At 63.5% G+C, this 19,522-nt stretch carries 14 protein-coding genes and 2 tRNA genes; 6 read left to right on the top strand and 10 right to left on the bottom strand.

The genetic code is table 11. The annotated features are described in order from the left end of the window. The first annotated feature begins 52 nt into the window (after window positions 1–52). Entirely contained in the window at window positions 53–955 is a 903-nt protein-coding gene (locus QX071_RS14790) for a LysR family transcriptional regulator (RefSeq protein ID WP_315703449.1), read from the top strand. A 92-nt stretch (window positions 956–1,047) separates the two neighbouring features. Beyond that, entirely contained in the window at window positions 1,048–2,238 is a 1,191-nt protein-coding gene (gene lldD, locus QX071_RS14785) for an FMN-dependent L-lactate dehydrogenase LldD (RefSeq protein WP_315703448.1), read from the top strand. A 78-nt stretch (window positions 2,239–2,316) separates the two neighbouring features. Here lldD and QX071_RS14780 read toward each other — a convergent pair whose 3' ends face one another. Both QX071_RS14780 and QX071_RS14775 read right to left on the bottom strand, forming a co-directional pair. Next, window positions 2,317–3,174, bottom strand: a complete 858-nt coding sequence (locus QX071_RS14780) for a class I SAM-dependent methyltransferase (RefSeq protein WP_315703447.1) — start codon at window positions 3,172–3,174, stop codon at window positions 2,317–2,319. Between the two features lie 96 nt (window positions 3,175–3,270). After that, entirely contained in the window at window positions 3,271–4,521 is a 1,251-nt protein-coding gene (locus tag QX071_RS14775; RefSeq protein WP_315703446.1) for a cytochrome P450, read from the bottom strand. A gap of 323 nt (window positions 4,522–4,844) precedes the next feature. Here QX071_RS14775 and QX071_RS14770 point away from each other — a divergent pair, with 323 nt between their 5' ends. Then, entirely contained in the window at window positions 4,845–5,291 is a 447-nt protein-coding gene (locus tag QX071_RS14770; RefSeq protein WP_315703445.1) for a hypothetical protein, read from the top strand. Between the two features lie 81 nt (window positions 5,292–5,372). On the opposite strand, the gene QX071_RS14765 is transcribed toward QX071_RS14770, so the two are convergent. The 6 genes from QX071_RS14765 to QX071_RS14740 all read right to left on the bottom strand — a co-directional run bounded on the left by QX071_RS14765 (window position 5,373) and on the right by QX071_RS14740 (window position 12,576). After that, window positions 5,373–5,449: transfer RNA gene (locus QX071_RS14765), tRNA-Val, on the bottom strand. A gap of 141 nt (window positions 5,450–5,590) precedes the next feature. After that, window positions 5,591–8,017: an endopeptidase La gene (gene lon, locus QX071_RS14760; RefSeq protein ID WP_315703444.1), complete on the bottom strand. Its 2,427-nt coding sequence runs from the start codon at window positions 8,015–8,017 to the stop codon at window positions 5,591–5,593. A 323-nt stretch (window positions 8,018–8,340) separates the two neighbouring features. Then, on the bottom strand, window positions 8,341–9,615 hold the full coding sequence (gene clpX, locus QX071_RS14755) for an ATP-dependent Clp protease ATP-binding subunit ClpX (protein ID WP_315703443.1): 1,275 nt from the start codon (window positions 9,613–9,615) through the stop codon (window positions 8,341–8,343). A 383-nt stretch (window positions 9,616–9,998) separates the two neighbouring features. Then, on the bottom strand, window positions 9,999–10,637 hold the full coding sequence (locus QX071_RS14750; protein WP_315703442.1) for an ATP-dependent Clp protease proteolytic subunit: 639 nt from the start codon (window positions 10,635–10,637) through the stop codon (window positions 9,999–10,001). Between the two features lie 329 nt (window positions 10,638–10,966). Then, window positions 10,967–12,325, bottom strand: coding sequence for a trigger factor (gene tig / locus QX071_RS14745; RefSeq protein ID WP_315703441.1), 1,359 nt, complete (start codon window positions 12,323–12,325; stop codon window positions 10,967–10,969). Window positions 12,326–12,491: 166 nt separating this feature from the next. Then, window positions 12,492–12,576 (bottom strand) — tRNA-Leu (locus tag QX071_RS14740). Between the two features lie 261 nt (window positions 12,577–12,837). On the opposite strand from QX071_RS14740, the gene QX071_RS14735 reads away from it, so the two are divergent. After that, a complete protein-coding gene (locus tag QX071_RS14735; protein ID WP_315703440.1) occupies window positions 12,838–14,085 on the top strand; it encodes a multicopper oxidase family protein in 1,248 nt (415 codons plus the stop codon). Between the two features lie 37 nt (window positions 14,086–14,122). After that, on the top strand, window positions 14,123–15,202 hold the full coding sequence (locus QX071_RS14730) for an enolase C-terminal domain-like protein (protein ID WP_315703439.1): 1,080 nt from the start codon (window positions 14,123–14,125) through the stop codon (window positions 15,200–15,202). 278 nt (window positions 15,203–15,480) lie between these two features. Here the strand turns inward: QX071_RS14730 and QX071_RS14725 are convergent, their stop codons facing one another. Next, window positions 15,481–16,410 (bottom strand): hypothetical protein, encoded by a 930-nt coding sequence (locus QX071_RS14725; protein WP_315703438.1) that lies wholly within the window; start codon window positions 16,408–16,410, stop codon window positions 15,481–15,483. A gap of 284 nt (window positions 16,411–16,694) precedes the next feature. Here QX071_RS14725 and QX071_RS14720 point away from each other — a divergent pair, with 284 nt between their 5' ends. Then, window positions 16,695–17,096, top strand: coding sequence for a hypothetical protein (locus QX071_RS14720; RefSeq protein WP_315703437.1), 402 nt, complete (start codon window positions 16,695–16,697; stop codon window positions 17,094–17,096). Window positions 17,097–17,545: 449 nt separating this feature from the next. On the opposite strand, the gene QX071_RS14715 is transcribed toward QX071_RS14720, so the two are convergent. Continuing rightward, window positions 17,546–19,045 carry an NAD(P)H-hydrate dehydratase gene (locus QX071_RS14715; RefSeq protein WP_315703436.1) on the bottom strand — a complete coding sequence of 500 codons (1,500 nt, stop codon included), beginning with the start codon at window positions 19,043–19,045 and terminating at the stop codon, window positions 17,546–17,548. Window positions 19,046–19,522: the final 477 nt, after the last annotated feature.

The following is a 19,522-nucleotide window of genomic DNA, read 5'->3' as shown; positions in this document are numbered from 1 at the left end:
TCAACGCCAAACTGACTTGTATGACTAGATTCTATTCTATATTGGAATGCTCATGGAGTTCAGAACCCTCCGAGCCTTTGTCGAAGTGGTCCGCCAGGGTGGCTTCTCCCATGCGGCCAAGACGGTGTTCGCGACTCAATCCACCGTCAGCAAAGCAGTGAAACAACTGGAAGAGGAACTCGGCGCTCCGCTGCTCGACCGGATTGGCCACAAGGTCCGGCTTACCGCGTTCGGAGAGATCGTTTATCCGCGCGCAGTACGGCTGCTGACGGAGCGAAGCGACCTTTTGGCCGAGCTGGAGGAATTGCGCGGTCTCAAGCGCGGAACTCTGCGCATCGGACTTCCGCCGGTTGGGAGCAGCCGCATCTTCGCTCCCCTCCTCGCGCGCTATCGGAGCGCCTATCCGGACATCGACGTGCAACTGGCGGAGCATGGCGGCGACCGTCTGGCCGACCTTGTTCGCGGCGGCGAGCTGGAGCTGGCGGCGACCGTTTATCCGGAGGAATCGGAGTTCGAGTTTCTGGACGTGCGGCGGGAGCCGCTGGTCGCGCTCCTTGCCTGCGACCACCCGCTGGCCGGCGCCGGCGCGATCGACCTCGGCGCGCTCAAGCACGAGCCCTTCATCCTGTTCGCCGAAGGATTCGCGATCAGCCGCATGATCATGGATGGCTGCCTGCGGCATGGGTTCGAACCCGTGATCGCCGCGCGCAGCAGCGAGGTACAGTTTCTGATCGAGTTGGCCGCTGCCCGATTGGGCATCGCGTTCCTGCCGCGCCTTCTGGCGGAGCAGGCCGACGCGCGCCGCGTGAGCGCGGTGCTGCTGGCCGAGCCGAACACGGAATGGCGGCTGGCCATGATCTGGCGACGAGGCGCCTTCCTCTCGCACGCAGCGCGCGCGTGGCTCGAGATGCTGCGGTCGGCGGTCCATCGGGCTGACTATTCTGAACGCGACTAGAGCCTAGTCGTACGTTTCATTTCTCATTGGGTTCGCCGGCCCCCTATCTTTCGTGTCGCGGGCATGGGCTCGCAATCAGCGAGGATTGGCGGATGATCATCTCGTCACCAACCGATTATCGAGAAGCTGCGCGCCGGCGACTGCCGCGATTCCTGTTCGACTATATCGATGGCGGCGCCGTCACTGAGCGCACGATGGCGAGCAATGTCGAGGCGTTGCAGTCGATCGCGCTTCGCCAGCGCGTGCTGCAAGGCGCCGGCGCCCCTACCCTCGCCACGGAGATCCTCGGCAGCAAGTGGTCCATGCCTGTCGGGTTGGGCCCCGTCGGCGCGACCGGCATGTATGCCCGGCGCGGCGAGGTACAGGCCGCGCGCTCCGCCGCAGCGTTCGGCATCCCCTATGCCCTGTCGACCGTATCGGTCTGCCCGATCGAGGAGGTCGCGACCGGCGCCGATGGGGAGCTATGGTCGCAGCTCTACGTTCTCAAAGATCGCGGCTATATGCGCAACGCGCTGGAGCGGTCCTGGGCCGCCGGAATGAAGACACTCCTATTCACGGTCGACATGCCGACCCCCGGCTCTCGCTACCGTGACCGCCACTCGGGAATGTCGGGCCCCGTCGCGCGGCTCCGGCAGTATATCCAGGCGACCGCACATCCGCGCTGGGCAATGAGTGTCGGCCTCTTCGGCCGGCCGCTCTCGTTCGGCAATATCGAAGCATATACCGGCCGGCACATGAGCATGGCCGATTACATGGGCTTCCTGGGCCAGAATTTCGACCCGGCAATCAGCTGGAAGGATCTTGAATGGATCCGCGACAGCTGGAAGGGCAAGCTCATCCTCAAGGGTATACTCGATCCCCACGATGCGCGCGATGCGGTGCGTTTCGGCGCTGACGCAATCGTTGTCTCGAACCATGGCGGCCGTCAGCTTGACGGTGCAATGCCGAGCGCGCGTGCGCTGCCGGCCGTGGCGCAAGCGGTCGGGAGCGAGCTCACCGTGCTGGCCGATTCCGGTGTGCGCTCTGGCCTGGATGTGGTCCGCATGCTTGCGCTGGGAGCAAAGGGTGTGCTTCTCGGGCGCGCCTACATCTATGCCCTGGCGGCAGACGGTCAGCGCGGGGTCGCCAATCTGCTCGAACTGTTCGCTGCGGACATGCGGGTGACGATGACGCTGACCGGGGCGAAGTCGCCAGACGAGATCACGCGAGACAGCCTCGCTGAAGCCGACCGCCACATCAAAGACGAGCTTGAGCGGGTCCGAGCGCTCAGGCCAGTCGCTTGATCCCTTCGGTCTCCTGGTAAGCGCCCGGTCGCCAGCCGCCCACGCGGCGAGAACTGCCGTCGCTGGCGTCAAGCTCATTTACGCCCGCGCCGTGACCAGCCAGATCGAGCCCGGCAGCATCACGCTGGCGCCGCGCAGATGAGGCGCGAGCGTCTCTCGAACCGACTGCCGCGCCGCCTCGCGCAAGTCGTCGGGCTGCCCCTGCAAGGCCCGGCTCGCCGGGCCGATCTCGAGCGCCGATTGCACCGCGGCGTCCAGTCCCTGGCCGATTGCCACATCCAGCGAGAGCGGACACGCCTCCATCGTCACGTCGGCAAAGCCGGCTTCCCCAAGGATACGCCTGACGCGCTCTTCCGACGCGAACGCAAATGGACCGGGATCCTCCGGCGCCACCTCAGGCATTTTGGGCACATGGCGGTAGACGGCCTGTAGTGGCGCCATCATCCAGGGATTTTGCTTCGGCTCGCGCCAGCACGCAAAGACCATACGGCCCGAGGGCTTGAGCGCCCGGCGCAGATTGGCGAACGAGACGACGGGCTCGGCGAAGAACATCACGCCGAAACGCGACACCAAGAGATCGAAGCTTTCAGGCGCAAACGGGTAGACCGTCGCATCCGCCAATTCGAACTGCACCGGCAGCCCGGCCGGCGCAGCCTCCTGCGCACGGGCCAGCATCGGCGCCGAAATGTCGATCCCGAGCACGAGGCCATCCGGCACAACCTGCTTGGCGAGCGCGATCGCGAGTCCGCCGCAGCCGCAACCGATATCGAGGATGCGATCTCCCGGCTTGGCCTGGATGCGCTCGATCAGGATCTGCGACACCGGCGCGAGCAGGATGTCCTGCGCGGCCTGGCGATCGGACCAGCGCTGGCCACCCGGACCGTTCCAATAGGCGATCTGATCGGCGTTGCGTTCGTGACCAGAGGGAAGTTGCATGGCGTATAATCCGCGCGCTTGTGACGAAGGTCCTCCAATCGCGCATGTGCGGCCCGGTCATGTCAAGCCGCATGCCGGGCAGACGACAACTCGCGATCAGCGCGGCGCAATCAGCATCGGCAGGCCGTTCGCGGGGCGTAACGTGATCTTCTGCTGCGGCCACACCTTGGCGCCGGGGGCCACCTTCAGATCGAAATGCTGCACGATGATCGCCAGAACGAGCGTGGCTTCCTGCAGCGCGAAGGATGCGCCGATGCAGGTACGCGGGCCGGCGCCGAACGGCAGATAAGCGTAACGGGTGATCCTTGCTTTCGGCTCGGGCAAGAAGCGCGTCGGATCGAACTCGTCCGCCCTCTCCCATAATGTACGATGGCGATGCAGCACGTAGGGCGAGATCACGGCCAGTGCCCGCCTTGGCAAAACATCTGGTCCGACCTGGTCGGCCTGCTCCGCCGACCGGCTGAGCGCGGCAATCGGCGGATAGAGCCGCAAGGCCTCCTCGATCACCGCGCGGGTCACCACCAGCCGGTCGACGAGCCCCTCATGGGGGCCGCCAAATTCACGATCCGCCTCCCGGCGCACCTTGCCCTTCCATTCGGGGGATTGGGAGAGCAGGAGCAGGAACAGGGACCAAGCCAACGTGTTGGCGGTGGTTTCGTGGCCCGCCGACAGAAAGGTCAGGATGTTCGAGCGTACCTCGGCGCGGCTCATGGGCCGCCCGGTCGATGGATCGAGTGCGCGCAACAACAACGTCAGCAGGTCGGCAGCCGGTCCGGGCCGTTGGGAAAAGCCGAGGCGTCGCCGCCGTGCCGCGATGATCTGGTCGATGACGCCCTCGAAATAGCCCATGGCCTGCTTGAGCCGCTTCCGCCCCGGCCGCGGCACGACATCCGGCACACCGAACAGATCGAGCGCGCCGATCCGGCCGATCGTTGCAAAATAGGTGTTCATCGCCAGTCGGAATTCGTCGATGTCGCTGGACAGACCGTCCGAGAAGATCGTCAGCGCCAGCACGTTCAGGGTGAGCAGCGTCATCTCCGCCGCGACATCGATGACCTCGCCCGGCGCAAGAGCGCGCCAGCGTTCCACCAATCCCCTGCCCGCCGACAGCATGGCGGCGGTGAGGCCGATCACGGTGCGGCGTGCAAATAAGGGTGCTAGCGTGCGGCGCTGGATGTCCCAGCGCTCGCCTTCGACGCTCAAGAGGCCGTCGCCGAGTCCGACAGCAAGGATGCGGCGCTGGATCGGGTCCTTGCGATAATTGGCGGGGTTGTCGACCAGCACATGCTTGATCGCGGCAGGATCGTGCACCAGCCACGCATCCGCGAAGGGCAGCTTGACCCGCACGATCGGCTACTCGAAGAAATCCGCACTCCAGCATTCCAACGGGTTGCGCTTGAGCGTGGCCAGGAGCCTGAACAGCCCCAACCGGGCCGCGGGCGGCACTGGCGCCGGCGGCCGAAACGCCCCCGCGACGGCTTCTGACACGAACGACATACGCAAACAAAGCCCCAGCCAAACGACCGGGCAAACGCAAAACTGTAACGGAAGTTCCAGTTCGCAAACCTTCCCGCGAGATTGGATGAAACGAAAATATGCGCGATGGAATCGCGGTACGTATCTGATTGCGGTAGAGGGGAATCGTTTTTTGATTTTGAAGGGGGATTAAAGTGAGGGACCTTGCTCGAATTGGTGCAATTGCCGTCTTGCTGGCCCTGACGTCCAACGCAGGCGCTCAATATCTCGGCAATTATTCGGCGAACCGCTACGACCCAAACTCTACGGGAAACCGCTTTGGCGCAGGCAATCCTTACAATCCCAACAGTATAAACAACCCGTACGGACAGTATGGCAGTCCATATGGCAACAGATCTGCAAATAATCCTTACGCCACCGACGCCCCTAAACTCTACGACAACGATGGAAATTACCGAGGACGCCTGAGCAGCAACCCTTACGACCCCGACTCGGTCTCAAATCCGTATGGTCGTTACGGGAGCCCGTATTCTCCCGACAGCATCAATAACAAGTTCGGTTCCGGCAATCCTTACTCTCCCGACAGCCCGACCAACCCGTATGGACAGGGTCTCCGGATCCAGGGTGGTGATGACGACTAGTTCCTAGACGGGCAGGCCGGCCAGCGCTTGCCCCGATGCTCTGGTCCGTTGCGGAGATTTTGCGCCGTGTAACCGAGACAGTGGTGGGCGGTGAGAGATTCGAACTCCCGACCCTCTCGGTGTAAACGAGATGCTCTAACCAGCTGAGCTAACCGCCCGAACGACCGCCTCTTTACCCTCTGCCCGCGGCCCGATCAATCGTCAGGCCCGACGATCGGCCCCCTTATCTCGTCGATGCGGCGCCCTCGCTGAAACAAAAACGGCGCCCGGAGGCGCCGTTTCGTTCATCTCGTTCGATCTTAGTGTGCGGTCAGGCCACCGGCGGCTTCGTCGCCCTCAGCGGCATTCACCGGCACCTTGGCATCCTCTTCCCAGACGATCGGCACCGGCTTGCGCACCAGGGCGCGAGCGACGACGTCGTCGAGGCGGGCGACCGGAACGATCTCCATACCGCCCTTGATCGCATCGGAAATCTCCGTGAGATCCTTGGCGTTGTCTTCGGGGATCAGCACCGTCTTGATGCCGCCGCGGGCAGCAGCCAACAGCTTCTCCTTCAGGCCGCCGATCGGCAGCACCCGTCCGCGCAGCGTGATCTCACCGGTCATCGCGACATCGTGGCGGACCGGGATGCCGGTCATGACCGAGATGATCGCGGTGGCCATCGCCACGCCGGCCGAGGGGCCGTCCTTCGGGGTCGCCCCCTCCGGCACGTGGACGTGGATGTCACGCCGATCGAACATCGGCGGCTCGATGCCGTAGTTGATCGCACGCGACCGGACGTAAGACGCCGCCGCCGAGATCGACTCCTTCATGACGTCGCGCAAATTGCCCGTCACCGTCATCTTGCCTTTGCCGGGCATCATGACGCCTTCGATGGTGAGCAGTTCGCCGCCGACATCGGTCCAGGCCAGGCCTGTAACGATTCCGACCTGATCGTCCTGTTCGATCTCGCCGAAGCGATATTTCGGAACACCCAGGAAGTCCTCAAGGGTCTTCTCGGTGACCTTCACCGACTTCTTCTTCGAGATCATCAGCTCCTTCACCGCCTTGCGGGCCAGTGTCGAGAGCTCACGCTCGAGGTTGCGCACGCCCGCTTCGCGGGTGTAGCGGCGGATCATCAGCAGCAACGCGTCGTCGTCGATCGACCATTCCTTCGAATCCAGACCGTGCTTCGACAGCGCGCTCGGGATCAGATGCTTGCGCGCGATCTCCACCTTCTCATTCTCGGTGTAGCCCGCGATCCGGATGATCTCCATGCGGTCCATCAGCGGCCCCGGAATATTCAGCGTATTCGCGGTCGTGATGAACATCACGTTGGACAGATCGTAGTCGACCTCGAGATAGTGATCGTTGAAGGTCGTGTTCTGCTCGGGGTCGAGGACCTCCAGCAGCGCGGATGACGGGTCACCCCGGAAATCCGAGCCCATCTTGTCGATCTCGTCCAAGAGGAACAGCGGGTTGGAGGTCTTCGCCTTCCGCATCGACTGGATGATCTTGCCGGGCATCGAACCGATATAGGTCCGGCGGTGACCGCGGATCTCGGCCTCGTCACGCACGCCGCCCAGCGAGACACGCACGAACTCGCGTCCCGTGGCCTTGGCGATCGACTTGCCGAGCGAGGTCTTGCCGACGCCGGGAGGTCCGACCAGGCACAGGATCGGGCCGGTCAGCTTGTTGGCGCGCGACTGCACCGCCAGGTACTCGACGATGCGGTCCTTGACCTTCTCCAGCCCATAGTGATCCGCATCCAGCACCGCCTGGGCGGCCTCCAGATCCTTCTTCACCTTGGACTTCTTGTTCCACGGGATCGACAGCAGCCAATCCAGGTAGTTGCGCACGACGGTCGCTTCCGCGGACATCGGCGACATCTGACGCAGCTTCTTCAATTCGTGCTGCGCCTTCTCGCGCGCTTCCTTGGAGAGCTTGGTCTTGTTGATGCGCTCTTCCAGATCGGCGAGCTCGTCGCGGCCGTCCTCGTCGCCCAGCTCCTTCTGAATGGCCTTCATCTGCTCATTCAGGTAGTACTCGCGCTGGGTCTTCTCCATCTGGCGCTTGACGCGCGAACGAATCCGCTTCTCGACCTGCAGCACCGAGATCTCGCTCTCCATCAGACCCAGCACCTTCTCCAGGCGCGTGGTGACGGACAGCGTCTCCAGGATGCCCTGGCGATCGGCGATCTTGACGGCGAGGTGCGAAGCGACAGTGTCGGCCAGCTTGCCGAAATCGGTGATCGACTGAACGACGCCGACGACCTCAGCCGAGATCTTCTTGTTCAGCTTCACATAGCTCTCGAAATCCGAGACCACGGACCGCGCCAGCGCTTCGGCCTCCACCGACTTAGCGTCGGTATCCTCAAGCGCGACGGCGGTCGCTTCATAATAATCGGCCCGGTCGGTGTACTTCTCGACGCGCGCGCGCTCCAGGCCTTCGACCAGGACCTTCACGGTGCCATCGGGCAGCTTCAGCAGCTGCAGAACGCTTGCAAGCGTACCGGTCTCGTAGATCGCATCCGCAGCTGGATCGTCATCGGACGCATTCTTCTGCGTCGCCAGCATGACCAGCGCGTCGTTCTTCATCACCTCTTCGAGCGCGCGAATCGATTTCTCGCGGCCAACGAACAGCGGCACGATGTTGTGCGGGAAGACGACGATGTCGCGGAGCGGAAGCACCGGATAGGCGTGGCTTTCGCCATAGACGATGGTTGGCCGGGGTTTAGGGGTGGTCATGGCCTGTTCCTTTTGTTTTGCCCCCTTGCACGCAGCCCGCTCGCTCGCGCAACCGCCACAAGGTGCGATCTGATCCGGACTTCACTGACGCTTTGGAGTCGCCCGCTTGTTTCGGATCGTTGTTGAGGCGAATCCCAGGATCGAGAATTTTTCCGCCACGCACATTAGGTGGCTATCGACCCAGGGGGAGTCAAGTGTCGGAAAACACCCGCCAATTAAGGCTTACGCGGCGGGACGCTGAGCAAATATGTCGCCGCGGACATCGTCCGCAGCGACTCATATTCCGAAAAAATCGCGACGTCAGGTCTTGCAGCCAGCGCGCATCACGCGCTGGCGCTGCTTTCCACGGCGCGATCGGACCGATCGGCGTAGATGTAGAGCGGACGCGCGGTGCCCTCGACCACCTCGCGCGAGATCACCACTTCCTCGACGCCTTCCAGGCCCGGCAGGTCGAACATCGTCTCCAGCAGGATGCTCTCGAGGATCGACCGCAGACCGCGCGCACCGGTCTTGCGCTCGATGGCCTTGCGGGCAACAGCACCCAGCGCCTCGTCGGCGAAGGTGAGCTCGATGTTCTCCATCTCGAACAGCCGCTGGTACTGCTTCACCAGCGCGTTCTTCGGGTCGGTCAGGATCTTCTTCAGCGAGTTCTCGTCCAGATCCTCGAGCGTCGCCACGACCGGCAGACGGCCGACGAATTCGGGGATCAGGCCGTACTTCAGGAGATCCTCCGGCTCGACGTGACGGAAGATCTCGCCGGTACGGCGGTCTTCCGGCGCCAGCACCTGGGCCGCGAAGCCGATCGAGGTCGCCCGACCGCGCGCGGAAATGATCTTCTCGAGTCCAGAGAACGCACCACCGCAAATGAACAGGATGTTGGTGGTGTCGACCTGCAGGAACTCCTGCTGCGGATGCTTGCGCCCGCCCTGCGGCGGCACCGAGGCCACCGTGCCTTCCATGATCTTGAGCAGCGCCTGCTGGACGCCCTCGCCCGACACGTCGCGCGTGATCGAGGGGTTGTCCGACTTGCGGCTGATCTTGTCGATCTCGTCGATATAGACGATGCCGCGCTGCGCGCGCTCGACATTGTAGTCGGCCGCCTGCAGCAGCTTCAGGATGATGTTCTCGACGTCCTCGCCGACATAGCCGGCTTCGGTCAGCGTCGTCGCATCCGCCATCGTGAACGGCACGTCGAGGATGCGCGCCAGCGTCTGCGCGAGCAGCGTCTTGCCCGAGCCGGTGGGGCCGATCAGCAGGATGTTCGACTTCGCGAGTTCGACGTCGGAGTGCTTGGTCTGGTGGTTCAGCCGCTTGTAGTGATTGTGCACGGCGACCGAGAGCACCTTCTTCGCATGGCTCTGGCCGATCACGTAATCGTCGAGAACCTTGCAGATCTCCTTCGGGGTCGGAATGCCGTCACGCGACTTCACCAGCGAGGACTTGTTCTCCTCGCGAATGATGTCCATGCAGAGCTCGACGCATTCGTCGCAGATGAAGACGGTGGGACCCGCGATCAGTTTGCGGACTTCGTGCTGGCTCTTGCCGCAGAACGAGCAATATAGCGTGTTCTTGGAGTCGCCCGTGCCGACCTTACTCATTCCTGTCTCCGTCCGCGGTTCGATCTTGTCCGCTCGTTCGTACCAATCCGGCAATCGCCGGACCGGAATGGTGAAAGAGCAAATTCCGTACCAAAACTAAACCCTTGCCATTTACGTGCCGTGTGACTCACGGCCTGCGCGAATCCCCCGCGATGCATAAACGCTGACTCTAGCCAACCATGCTGTCATCCGACTATCAAGAATTCGCTAATTGGATGACACGCCTCAAACCGTGACATTACCGTGATTTTCGGCCTTGACACGGGTCAATACGCACGAAATCGGCCGATCGTTGCGCCCTTGCCACTGCGACATGCATCAAGGGCAAGGCTCCGGCGGCAGATGTGCCGCCGTGCCATAATACCGCTCTCGCCTGGCTCGGCTTAGAGCGCCTTGGCCAACGGCGCCGGATCCTCCGGCCGCTTGTCGAGAACCTTGTCGATCAGACCGAATTCCATGGCCGCTTCCGCCGTGAGGAATTTGTCGCGTTCCAACGCATCCTCGATCGCTTTGTAGGTCTGGCCGGTATGCCTGACGTAGATCTCGTTCAGCCGCTTCTTCAGGTTCAGGATCTCCTGGGCGTGCAGCATGATGTCGGTCGCCTGCCCCTGGAACCCGCCGGAGGGCTGATGCACCATGATCCGCGAGTTCGGTAGCGAAAAGCGCATGTCCTTGTGCCCGGCGGCCAGCAGCAGCGAGCCCATCGAGGCCGCCTGCCCGGTGCAGAGCGTCGATACGGCGGGACGAATGAACTGCATCGTGTCGTAGATCGCCAGACCCGACGTCACCACCCCGCCCGGCGAGTTGATGTACATCGCGATTTCCTTCTTCGGGTTCTCCGCTTCCAGGAACAACAGCTGCGCGACGATCAGCGTCGACATGCCGTCCTCGACCGGACCGGTCACGAAGATGATGCGCTCCTTCAGGAGGCGGGAGAAGATGTCGTAGGCGCGCTCACCGCGGTTGGTCTGTTCGACCACCATAGGCACCAGGTTCATGTAGGTTTCGACGGGATCGCGCATGTTTCACCCAAAAGTTGGACCAGCCGTTTGGGATCCCTGCCGCCGCGAAAAATGTGCTCCTGCTCCGAGAACCGATGGATGAGAGAGCGAGCGGCGGGCAGACATCCCGTGATGCAGAACTTCAAAGACCGCGTTCACAGATATAGACCAAATTCCCGGTGACAAGACCAGGAACGAAAGGTCCCCTGCGACCAGGGCCGATGAACGTTGAACAACGTTGAAGCCGATTCCCGCAGCCCCGCCTAGCGGCTGGAATGGCGAAGACCGGCGGTTTCGCCGGTCAACGTTAATTGAAAGCTGATGCGCAATCGTCGCGAGAGAGCGGCCGATCAGGCCGCCTTCTCGTCCTCGTCTTCCTTGAACAGCTCGTCCTTGGAGACCTTCTTCTCGGCCACGTTGGCGAGCTCGAGGATGAAGTCGACGACCTTCTCCTCATAGATCGGGGCACGCAATTGGGCGAGCGCCTGGGCGTTGCTGCGATAGTAATCCCAGACCTCCTTCTCACGGCCCGGCATCGAGCGTGCACGCTCGATCACGGCGCGGCCGACCTCGTCGTCCGTCACGGTGATCTTGTTCTTCTCGCCGATCTCCGACAGCACGAGGCCGAGCCGCACGCGGCGGTCGGCGATGGTGCGGTATTCGTCCCGCGCCTTCTCCTCGGTCGTGTTTTCGTCGGCGAAGGACTTGCCGGAGGATTCCATCTCGGCCTTGATCGAGTTCCACATCAGGTTGAACTCTTCATCGACCAGCGACGGCGGCGCCTCGAACTTGTGCGCCTCGTCGAGCTTGTCGAGCAGCGCGCGCTTGACGCGCTGGCGCGATGCCGCGTTGAACTCGCTCGTGAGCCGGTCGCGCATCATCTGCTTCAGCTTCTCGAGCGATTCGACGCCGAGCGTCTTGGCGAATTCGTCGTCGATGGCGGTCTCCTGCGGAGCCGAGATCGCCGTCGCGGTGGTCTCGAATTCCGCGGCCTTGCCGGCCAGCTTGTCGTTCAGATAGTTCGCCGGGAACGTCACCTTCAGGGTGCGGGTCTCGCCGGCGCCGACGCCAGTCAGCTGATCCTCGAAGCCGGGAATGAAGGTGTTGGAGCCGATGACGACGTCAATGCCCTCGCCGGTGCCGCCTTCGAACGGCGTCCCGTCGATGGTTCCCTTGAAATTGACCGTGACCCGATCGCCGTTCTCGGCCTTGGCGCCCTCCGCCTTGGGCGTGTAGCTGCGGTTGCTGTCGGCCAGGCGCTTGACCGCCTCATCGACCTCGGCATCGGTAACTTCGGCCACCGGCTTTTCGACCGAGAAGCTCTTGAAGTCCGCCAGCGTGATCGCGGGCACCACTTCGACCGAGACGGTATAGGTCAGGTCCGATTTGCCGGAGAGGATGTTCTCGACCTCGGCCTCCTCGGTCGGCATCGTCACCTTGGGCTCGGTCGCGAGGCGAAAGCCGCGCTCGGTGAAGATCTGCGTGTTGGTGTCGCGGATCGTCTCGTCGACCGTCTCGGCCATCACCGACTTGCCGTAGATCTTCTTGAGGTGCGCGACCGGCACCTTGCCGGGACGGAAGCCATTGAGGCGCACCTTGTCCTTCAGATCGAACAGCTTGGCGCCCGCCTTGGCGTCGAGATCGGCGGCGGGAACGCTGACCTGGAACTCGTGCTTCAACCCTTGCGACAAGGTTTCTGTGACCTGCATGGCGTCAATCTTCTTCCGCTTCGGCTCCGGCTCGTCCGGCCGGGGCACTCTCAATTATGATCGACGCGCGGCCGAATGGCCTTGCGCCGGTGGATGGCGAACCCGATTCTCTTGGCCAGAGAACGAGTTCGGCCGCAAATCTCAGGGCAAACGCCAGGATAGCGCTTGGTGCGGGCGGAGGGACTCGAACCCCCACAACTTTCGTCACTGGAACCTAAATCCAGCGCGTCTACCAGTTCCGCCACGCCCGCGTGAACTGCGTCGTAAGCCCGGCCGCGATGCCGCGGGCGGCGCGGCTTATACCACGCGCGAACCTCGCCGCAGCAAAAAAATGGACCGTCAACAGCGCTTTGGCCCCGGCCGGACGTTGAAGCAGCGCAGTAAAGATAGGGAGATAAAGATGGCTTGCATCCCCCTCAATGTGCGATGTTTTCGCGATGAAGGCTAGTCTGGGCGCACTGAGCCGGCGCAGCCTGCTGGCGGGATTTGGCACAGGGCTTGGCATCGGCTTGATGCGACCGCTCGCCTGTACTCGCGCTGCGGCGGCCGCCCCCTCTCCGCTTCGCCTGCGTGCCCGGGCCGAATCCTTGCCCCTAATGTCCGGTCAGCCCGCAGCATCGGCCTGGGGGCTGGCAAGTTCCGAGCCCCAGTTGCGGACACGGCAAGGCAGCGTGACGCCGCTGGCTTTGGTCAACGATTTGCCGGTCCCCACCACTTTGACCTTTCGCGGCCCGAGCCCGGTCATGGATTTCGAGCCCCTGCTCGGACAGCCGGCGCTGGCGCCGGCCGCCAGCGCGAACTTCAAGATCGGGGGCCCGAGCGCCGGCACCGGCATTCTGGACCTCCGTCTGCTGTTGGATGGCGCTCGGGCGCCCGGGCGGGCCCTCCCTGTCATCGTCGATGAAGCGCAACCGCTAACGGTCGATCGGGACGAGATTTTCCTGATCGAAGACTGGCGCCTGACGCCCGACGGGACGGCGCTAGCCCCCGGCCGCGACCCGCACGACGCGCAAACGGCCTTCACCGTCAACGGTCAATCGCTGCCGGAGCTTCGCGCCCGGGCGCATGACCGGATCAGGCTCCGCTTCATCAATGGCTGCCAACGCGCTGTGATCGCGGTAAAAATCGCCGATCTCGAGGTCCGCGTCATGGCCATCGACAGCCAGCCGGCCGAACCGTTCCTCGCCCGCAATGGCGCGGTGGTGCTGCCGCCGGGCGGCCGCACCGATGTCTTGATCGACATGCCGGCCGCCACCACGGCGCCGCTGCCGATCCTGCTGCACGACGGCAGCACCGCCCGTCCGATCGGCCGCCTGGTGCGATCCGAGGAGCCGCCGTTGCGCACCGCGCCGCTGCCAGCGGCGCCGGCGCTGCCGTCCAACGGCCTGCCCGAGAAGCTGGACCTCAAGAATGCGGTCAGGGCCGAGTTCGCGCTCGACGGGGCTGAATGGCTAGCGCCAGCCAATTTCACGGCCGCCAGCAGCCCCGCTTTCCACGCCAAAGCCGGTCGAACCGTGGTGCTGGCGCTGACCAACCGCGCCGCGATCGCGACGACGGTTCATCTCCATGGTCACCACTTCCGGCTGCTCGACCGGCTCGACGACGGCTGGAAGCCCTATTGGCTGGATACGCTGGCGTTCCAACCCGCGCAGACCCAGCGCATCGCCTTCGCCGCCGACACCGCCGGGCGCTTCCTGATCGAGAGCATGGGAGCCGACTGGGCCGCGCCCCGACTTGTGCGTTGGTATGAGATCAGCTGAGGCAACCGGCCCGACGACCGGAACAAGGACAAAAACAATGACCGTCCCCGCCGTTACCGGCGTCACGGCCCGCGCCGTCGTCGCCCCGCTCAAGCGTCCCGTCCGCAATGCCTTCGGTGTGATCGAGGCGGGGCCCCTGGTGCTGATCGACGTCGCGACCGATCAGGGCGTCACCGGGCACTCATATGTTTTTGCCTACACCCGGCAGGTGTTGAAACCCCTCGTCCTGCTGGTCGAGGAGATCGGCCGTGACCTTGTCGGCAAGCCGGTCGCACCGTTCGATCTGCAGCACATGCTCGATGCCAAATTCCGTCTGCTCGGCTGGCAGGGCCTGGTCGGCATGGCCGTGTCCGGCCTCGACATGGCGTTCTGGGATGCGCGCGGCAAGGTCGCGGGCAAGCCGGTCGCCGAACTGCTCGGCGGCACGGCACGGCCGATCCGCGCCTATGACAGTTATGGCGTGCTCGATCCCGTCGCCGACGCGCGCCTGCTGCGCCAATCGATTGCGGAGCAGGGCTTTCACGGCGTCAAGACCAAGGGCGGCCACGGCGATCTCGCGATCGACGAACAGATGGTCAAAGGCTTGCGCGCCCTGCTCGGCCCCGACGTCGCGCTGATGCTCGACTTCAACCAGTCGCTCGATCCGACCGAGGCGATCAGGCGGATCGCGCGGCTGGAAGCCTACGATCTGACCTGGATCGAGGAGCCGGTGCCGCAGGAGAACCTCTCCGGCCACGCCAGGGTGCGCGAGCGCTCAGCGGTCCCGATCCAGGCCGGTGAGAACTGGTGGTTTCCGCGCGGCTTCGCCGAAGCGATCGCGGCCGGCGCGTCCGACTTCATCATGCCCGACCTGATGAAGGTCGGCGGCATCACCGGCTGGCTCAATGTGGCCGGCCAGGCGGATGGCGCCTCGATCCCGATGTCGAGCCATCTCCTGCCCGAGGCGAGCGCGCATGTTCTGGCGGTGACGCCGACAGCGCATTGGCTGGAGCTGCTGGATATCGCGGGCGCGATCCTGGTGAACCCGGTTCAGGTCGCGGACGGCACGGTGACCGCGCGCGGTCCCGGCCTTGGCCTCACCTGGAACGAAAGCGCGGTGGCGAAGTATCAGGTATAGCGGCGGGCGATTTTACGCCCAACGGTCCATTCATTCGGCAAAGAGGCCGAGCAGCGGCGCCGGGTGTCGAGATCGCAATGCAGCGACGAAGGTGCGCGCCCCGGCGGTTGCCCAGGATCGCGTCACCAATAGCATCACAACCGCGGCCCAACGCACAGTCAATAGGAGGCAGCGTCGCTCGCAGTCACTAATGGCAGGCGCGCCAATCTCCACGCAATCCTCAGCAAGCTCGACTACGGATCTCCATCATGGAGCCGTCCAGGGGATCCAGCAGAGACCTATCCGCGCTGACCGCCGGCAACCGCCTGAGCACTGCTGTCGGCCACCGGGTTGGTAGCGGGACCCACCTCCCTAAGAATCCGCGCCGCGCGACCAACCGACCGTTCGAAGGGCTCCTTGTCGAGACCATCGCAGGTCTTTGCCAAGTAGGCAGGGTCGATTTCCGTCGCGTTTCCCCACAGGAAGCGCTCAGGACCGAAGGCAAACAACAACACGCGCCCGGTCGCTATGTCGATCTGCGGGTAAATGGCAGTGTCAATCGGGAGTTCGTTTGATTCGAGCTTGGCACCCCTGCTCAGGAAGCCGTTGATGCGCGCGGACATCATGGCTAGGCCGAGGAACCGCTGACGCTTGTGCGGCTTGTCCGATGGTGCCCGGAAGGCGGGGAACGCGTAGGCCCCCATGACTAGCAACTGCTGCTGCAGTCGACTTGCGTAGTTCGCCACACCGCGCTCCTCAGCCCGAAACATCTCGAGACGCGCGCAAATCTGAGCGGCGCTGACGTCCGCCCTCAGATCAATCTCCCCTAGCGTGTTGCTTCCCGCAATCGCCTTCAGCGCTTGCACGTCATCGAATGTGATCAGGCCGGTGCTTACGTGATCCAATTCATGAACGATGAGCTGCTCGACAGCAATCTGACGTGCTGTATCCGCAAGGTCTGACGGCAGCAGCCCGGCAGCCTCCTTTTCGTCAATGGGTCGGTGGAACAGCCGTATCCCGGCCGCGTTGAAGGTGAGTTGCCCAGACGGCGACAACTTGAACGCCGCGTCTGTTCTCAGGTTTTTGACCAGATACGGTTTCGGGTAAAGCTTCAGCGATGGCCCGAACCGCCGAGCATAACCCGGAATCGCACGCGCCAGCCGCTTACTATGGTAATCCAGGTCGCGCTGAAGACACTGGGCAATGTGTTGGAGACGTTGGAGTTCCAATGTGGCCCCCCGAGGGCGGTTGCAGCAGGCGAAACACCAAAATGTTTGTCCGTATACCATCGGATTCGACAGGCTGTCGACCAAAAAGTACCCCAATCCGGCTTCTTCGGGAAGATTATTTTAACTGTTCTGCCCGCAGAATCGGGTTTAGGTACTTCCCTAGCCAGAGAGTAGCTATAGAATAGCACTGCCACGAGTTATGTCTGGTCAAATACGGAGGGTTCGGACAACGTTCCGTCGTTCCGAACAGAAGCACAACCATCCAGCAACGTCAGGGGTTTGAGATGTTGAACAGGCAGGACCACGCCGGTCGAGAGTCACGGCGGTCAACGGAAAGGTCAGGCGAAAAATCAAGCAGGGCGAAAACGATACAAACACCCGCCCAAGCGAATATGACTCAATGGACAGTCAAGGGAATCGATAAGGATACCTTAGAAGCCAGCAGAGTTGCCGCCCGCAAGCGAGGTATGAAGTTCGGCGCGTGGGTAAATCAAGTTTTAAGCGAGGCTATTGCTGAGGAAGCGGATGCACAGATTTCGGCTACATCCAAGCAGCTGATGGAGAAGATTGCTGAAATGGAGCATAAGCTCGAACGTTCAGTCGGAGAGCTGAAGCAGCAGACCGATCATATCCAGCACGATGTCCGAGTCCTTCATTTATTGGTTCCAAAAATCGCTAATACATGACCACCGATGACGCTCACTTCAGTTCGCTTTACGATTCGCCGCGGTCTCGGCTCCAGCGGCGGTTCGTAGTTACCCCGGTCGACCATCGCCAAGTGAATCCAAGCCATATGGCAGCGTACCGACGGATGCGGCTTTAATATCACCTAGGACACCACGGCGGGACGACGCTGGATGCGTCGTTCCGAGCGTGAGGCGCTTCGGCTATGTCGTCAGCGCGCTCAGCCGGGACACCCCTGCGCTGGCGCCGCCGTCGTTCCGTACCGCTACCTATTCGGGCGTCTCCACCTGTTAACCGGCGAGGCCGCGACCATCATGGCGAGATCCTTGCTCACGCCGCCGAACTGGTCGTTGGTGGGGCCACACGTTGACCCGCGCTGATTCACATTGGGGGCAATCGAAATCAGACCGTGGTCCGGCAAGTTGCGGTCGAAATCGACTGAACGGCCCCCTCAATATTCAACGCCGAACGCATTATACACGCGCCGGAAGACCGCCGGCAGCGTCTCGGTCAGATCTTCCGCGATCAGGCCCGGCCCGGCTTCGGTGCCGGCCTCCCCATGCATCCACACGCCGATGCTGGCGGCTTCGAATGCGGGCACGCCCTGGGCGAGCAGCCCTGCGATGATGCCGGACAGCACGTCCCCGGCGCCCGCGGTGGCCAGCCAGGGCGGCGCATTGGCGGCGATGGTGGCGCGTCCGTCGGGCGCGGCCACCGTGGTGTCGGCGCCCTTCAACAGCACCACCGCGCCGCAGCGCGCGGCCGCGTCGCGCACGCGCTCGAGCTTGGAGCGGCCGGGATGCTTGTTGCTGAGATCGGAGAACAGGCGTGGAAACTCGCCTTCATGCGGCGTCAGCACCACTTCCGGCGCCGAGCTGCCGCGGATCTGCTCGAACAGCCGCTCCGGCGCATCGGCAAAGCTCGTCAGGGCATCGGCATCCAGCACGAGGTGGCGCTGCGCCGACAGCGCGGTGTGAACGAGGTCGCGGGTACGCTCGCCGATCCCGGCTCCCGGGCCGATGATGCAGGTGTTGTAACGCTTGTCGCCGAGCAGTTCGGCGAATTCGATCGGGGTATCGACGGCGCGCACCATCACCGCCGTCAGCGCCGCCGCATTCACGGCGAGCGCATCGCGCGGGGACGCCAGCGTGGCGAGCCCGGCGCCGGCCCGCAGCGCGCCGCGCGCTGCCATGCGGGCAGCACCGGTGGCCGTCATGTCGCCGGAGACCGCGAGCACATGCCCTCGCGCGTATTTGTGTCCGTCCATGTGCGGGACCGGAAACTGCGCCTGCCAGATCTCCGGCCTGTTCTCGAAAGCCTGCGGCTTGATCTCGGCCAGCACCCGCGGGTCGATGCCGATATCGGCGACGCGGACGCGCCCACAATGCATCCGCCCGGGCAGGAGCAGATGCGCAGGCTTCTTGCGGAAAAAGGTCACGGTCTCGGTGGCGCGGACCGCAATCCCCATCACTGCGGCCGTCGTGCCATTGATGCCGCTCGGCAGATCGACCGCAAGCACCTTGGCACCATTGGCGTTGATCGCCTCGATCATCTCATGCGGCTCGCCGGTCACGGGACGGCTCAAGCCCGCACCGAACAGCGCGTCGATGATCAGCGCGGGCTTGCCGATCGCCTGCGGAGTGAACGGCAGCACCGGGTATTTCCAGCCCTTGGCGGCCGAGGCCGCATCGCCGTGCAGCGCATCGCGCTCGCACATTAGGATGACCGAGACCTCGCGGCCTTGGGCGGCCAGCTCGGCCGCCGCAACGAAGCCGTCACCGCCATTGTTGCCGGGACCGCAGACCACGAGGATCGGCCCCTCCTCCACGAGGTCCATGGCGGCCTGCGCGACGGCCTGGCCCGCGCTCAGCATCAGCGAGAAGCCGGGGGTACCGGCGGCGATGGTGAGCCGATCGGCGCGCTCCATCTCACTCGTGGTCAAAACTTCCATCGGCTTACGTCCCCGCTTAGGCCAGGCTACCCGTCCCCTCTCGCCGCTCCAACGGCGAGGTCGTGGGCTCAGGCGCCCGACCGTCCTCAATGCCTCTATTGCCGTGGCCGCGGCGAAGTTCCAAGCAGGCATTGCACGCAAGATAGCGGCGAACGGGCCATCCAGTCGCCTTATCCTGAGGCAATTCGGCGGCGCCGCCCGCGCAGCCGCCCGCTCTGCACATCATTTCATCTGTTTGCCTATTCCGCAGGCTTCGGTATTCTGACTTTCCCAAAAGGGAATCGTCGGGCTTGTGCTAAGAGCCTGATTATCATTCGATTTGGGCCTGTTAACGGTTTGGCATAGACCCTGCTTTTGTGGAGCAGCTTCGGCGCGGGCGACACGGGCAGTGACGAGCCGGGCTCCCACCGAAGCATGTCAGGCCCTGTACCCGAGTGATTGCACGATCTGCGCTGCGTCGCGCAGCCTGACGATGAC

The organism is Bradyrhizobium sp. SZCCHNS1022, from assembly GCF_032484835.1.
Lineage (GTDB): Bacteria > Pseudomonadota > Alphaproteobacteria > Rhizobiales > Xanthobacteraceae > Bradyrhizobium.
Note: the sequence above shows the minus strand (reverse complement) of the source record. Positions and strands in the feature narration are given on the sequence as shown.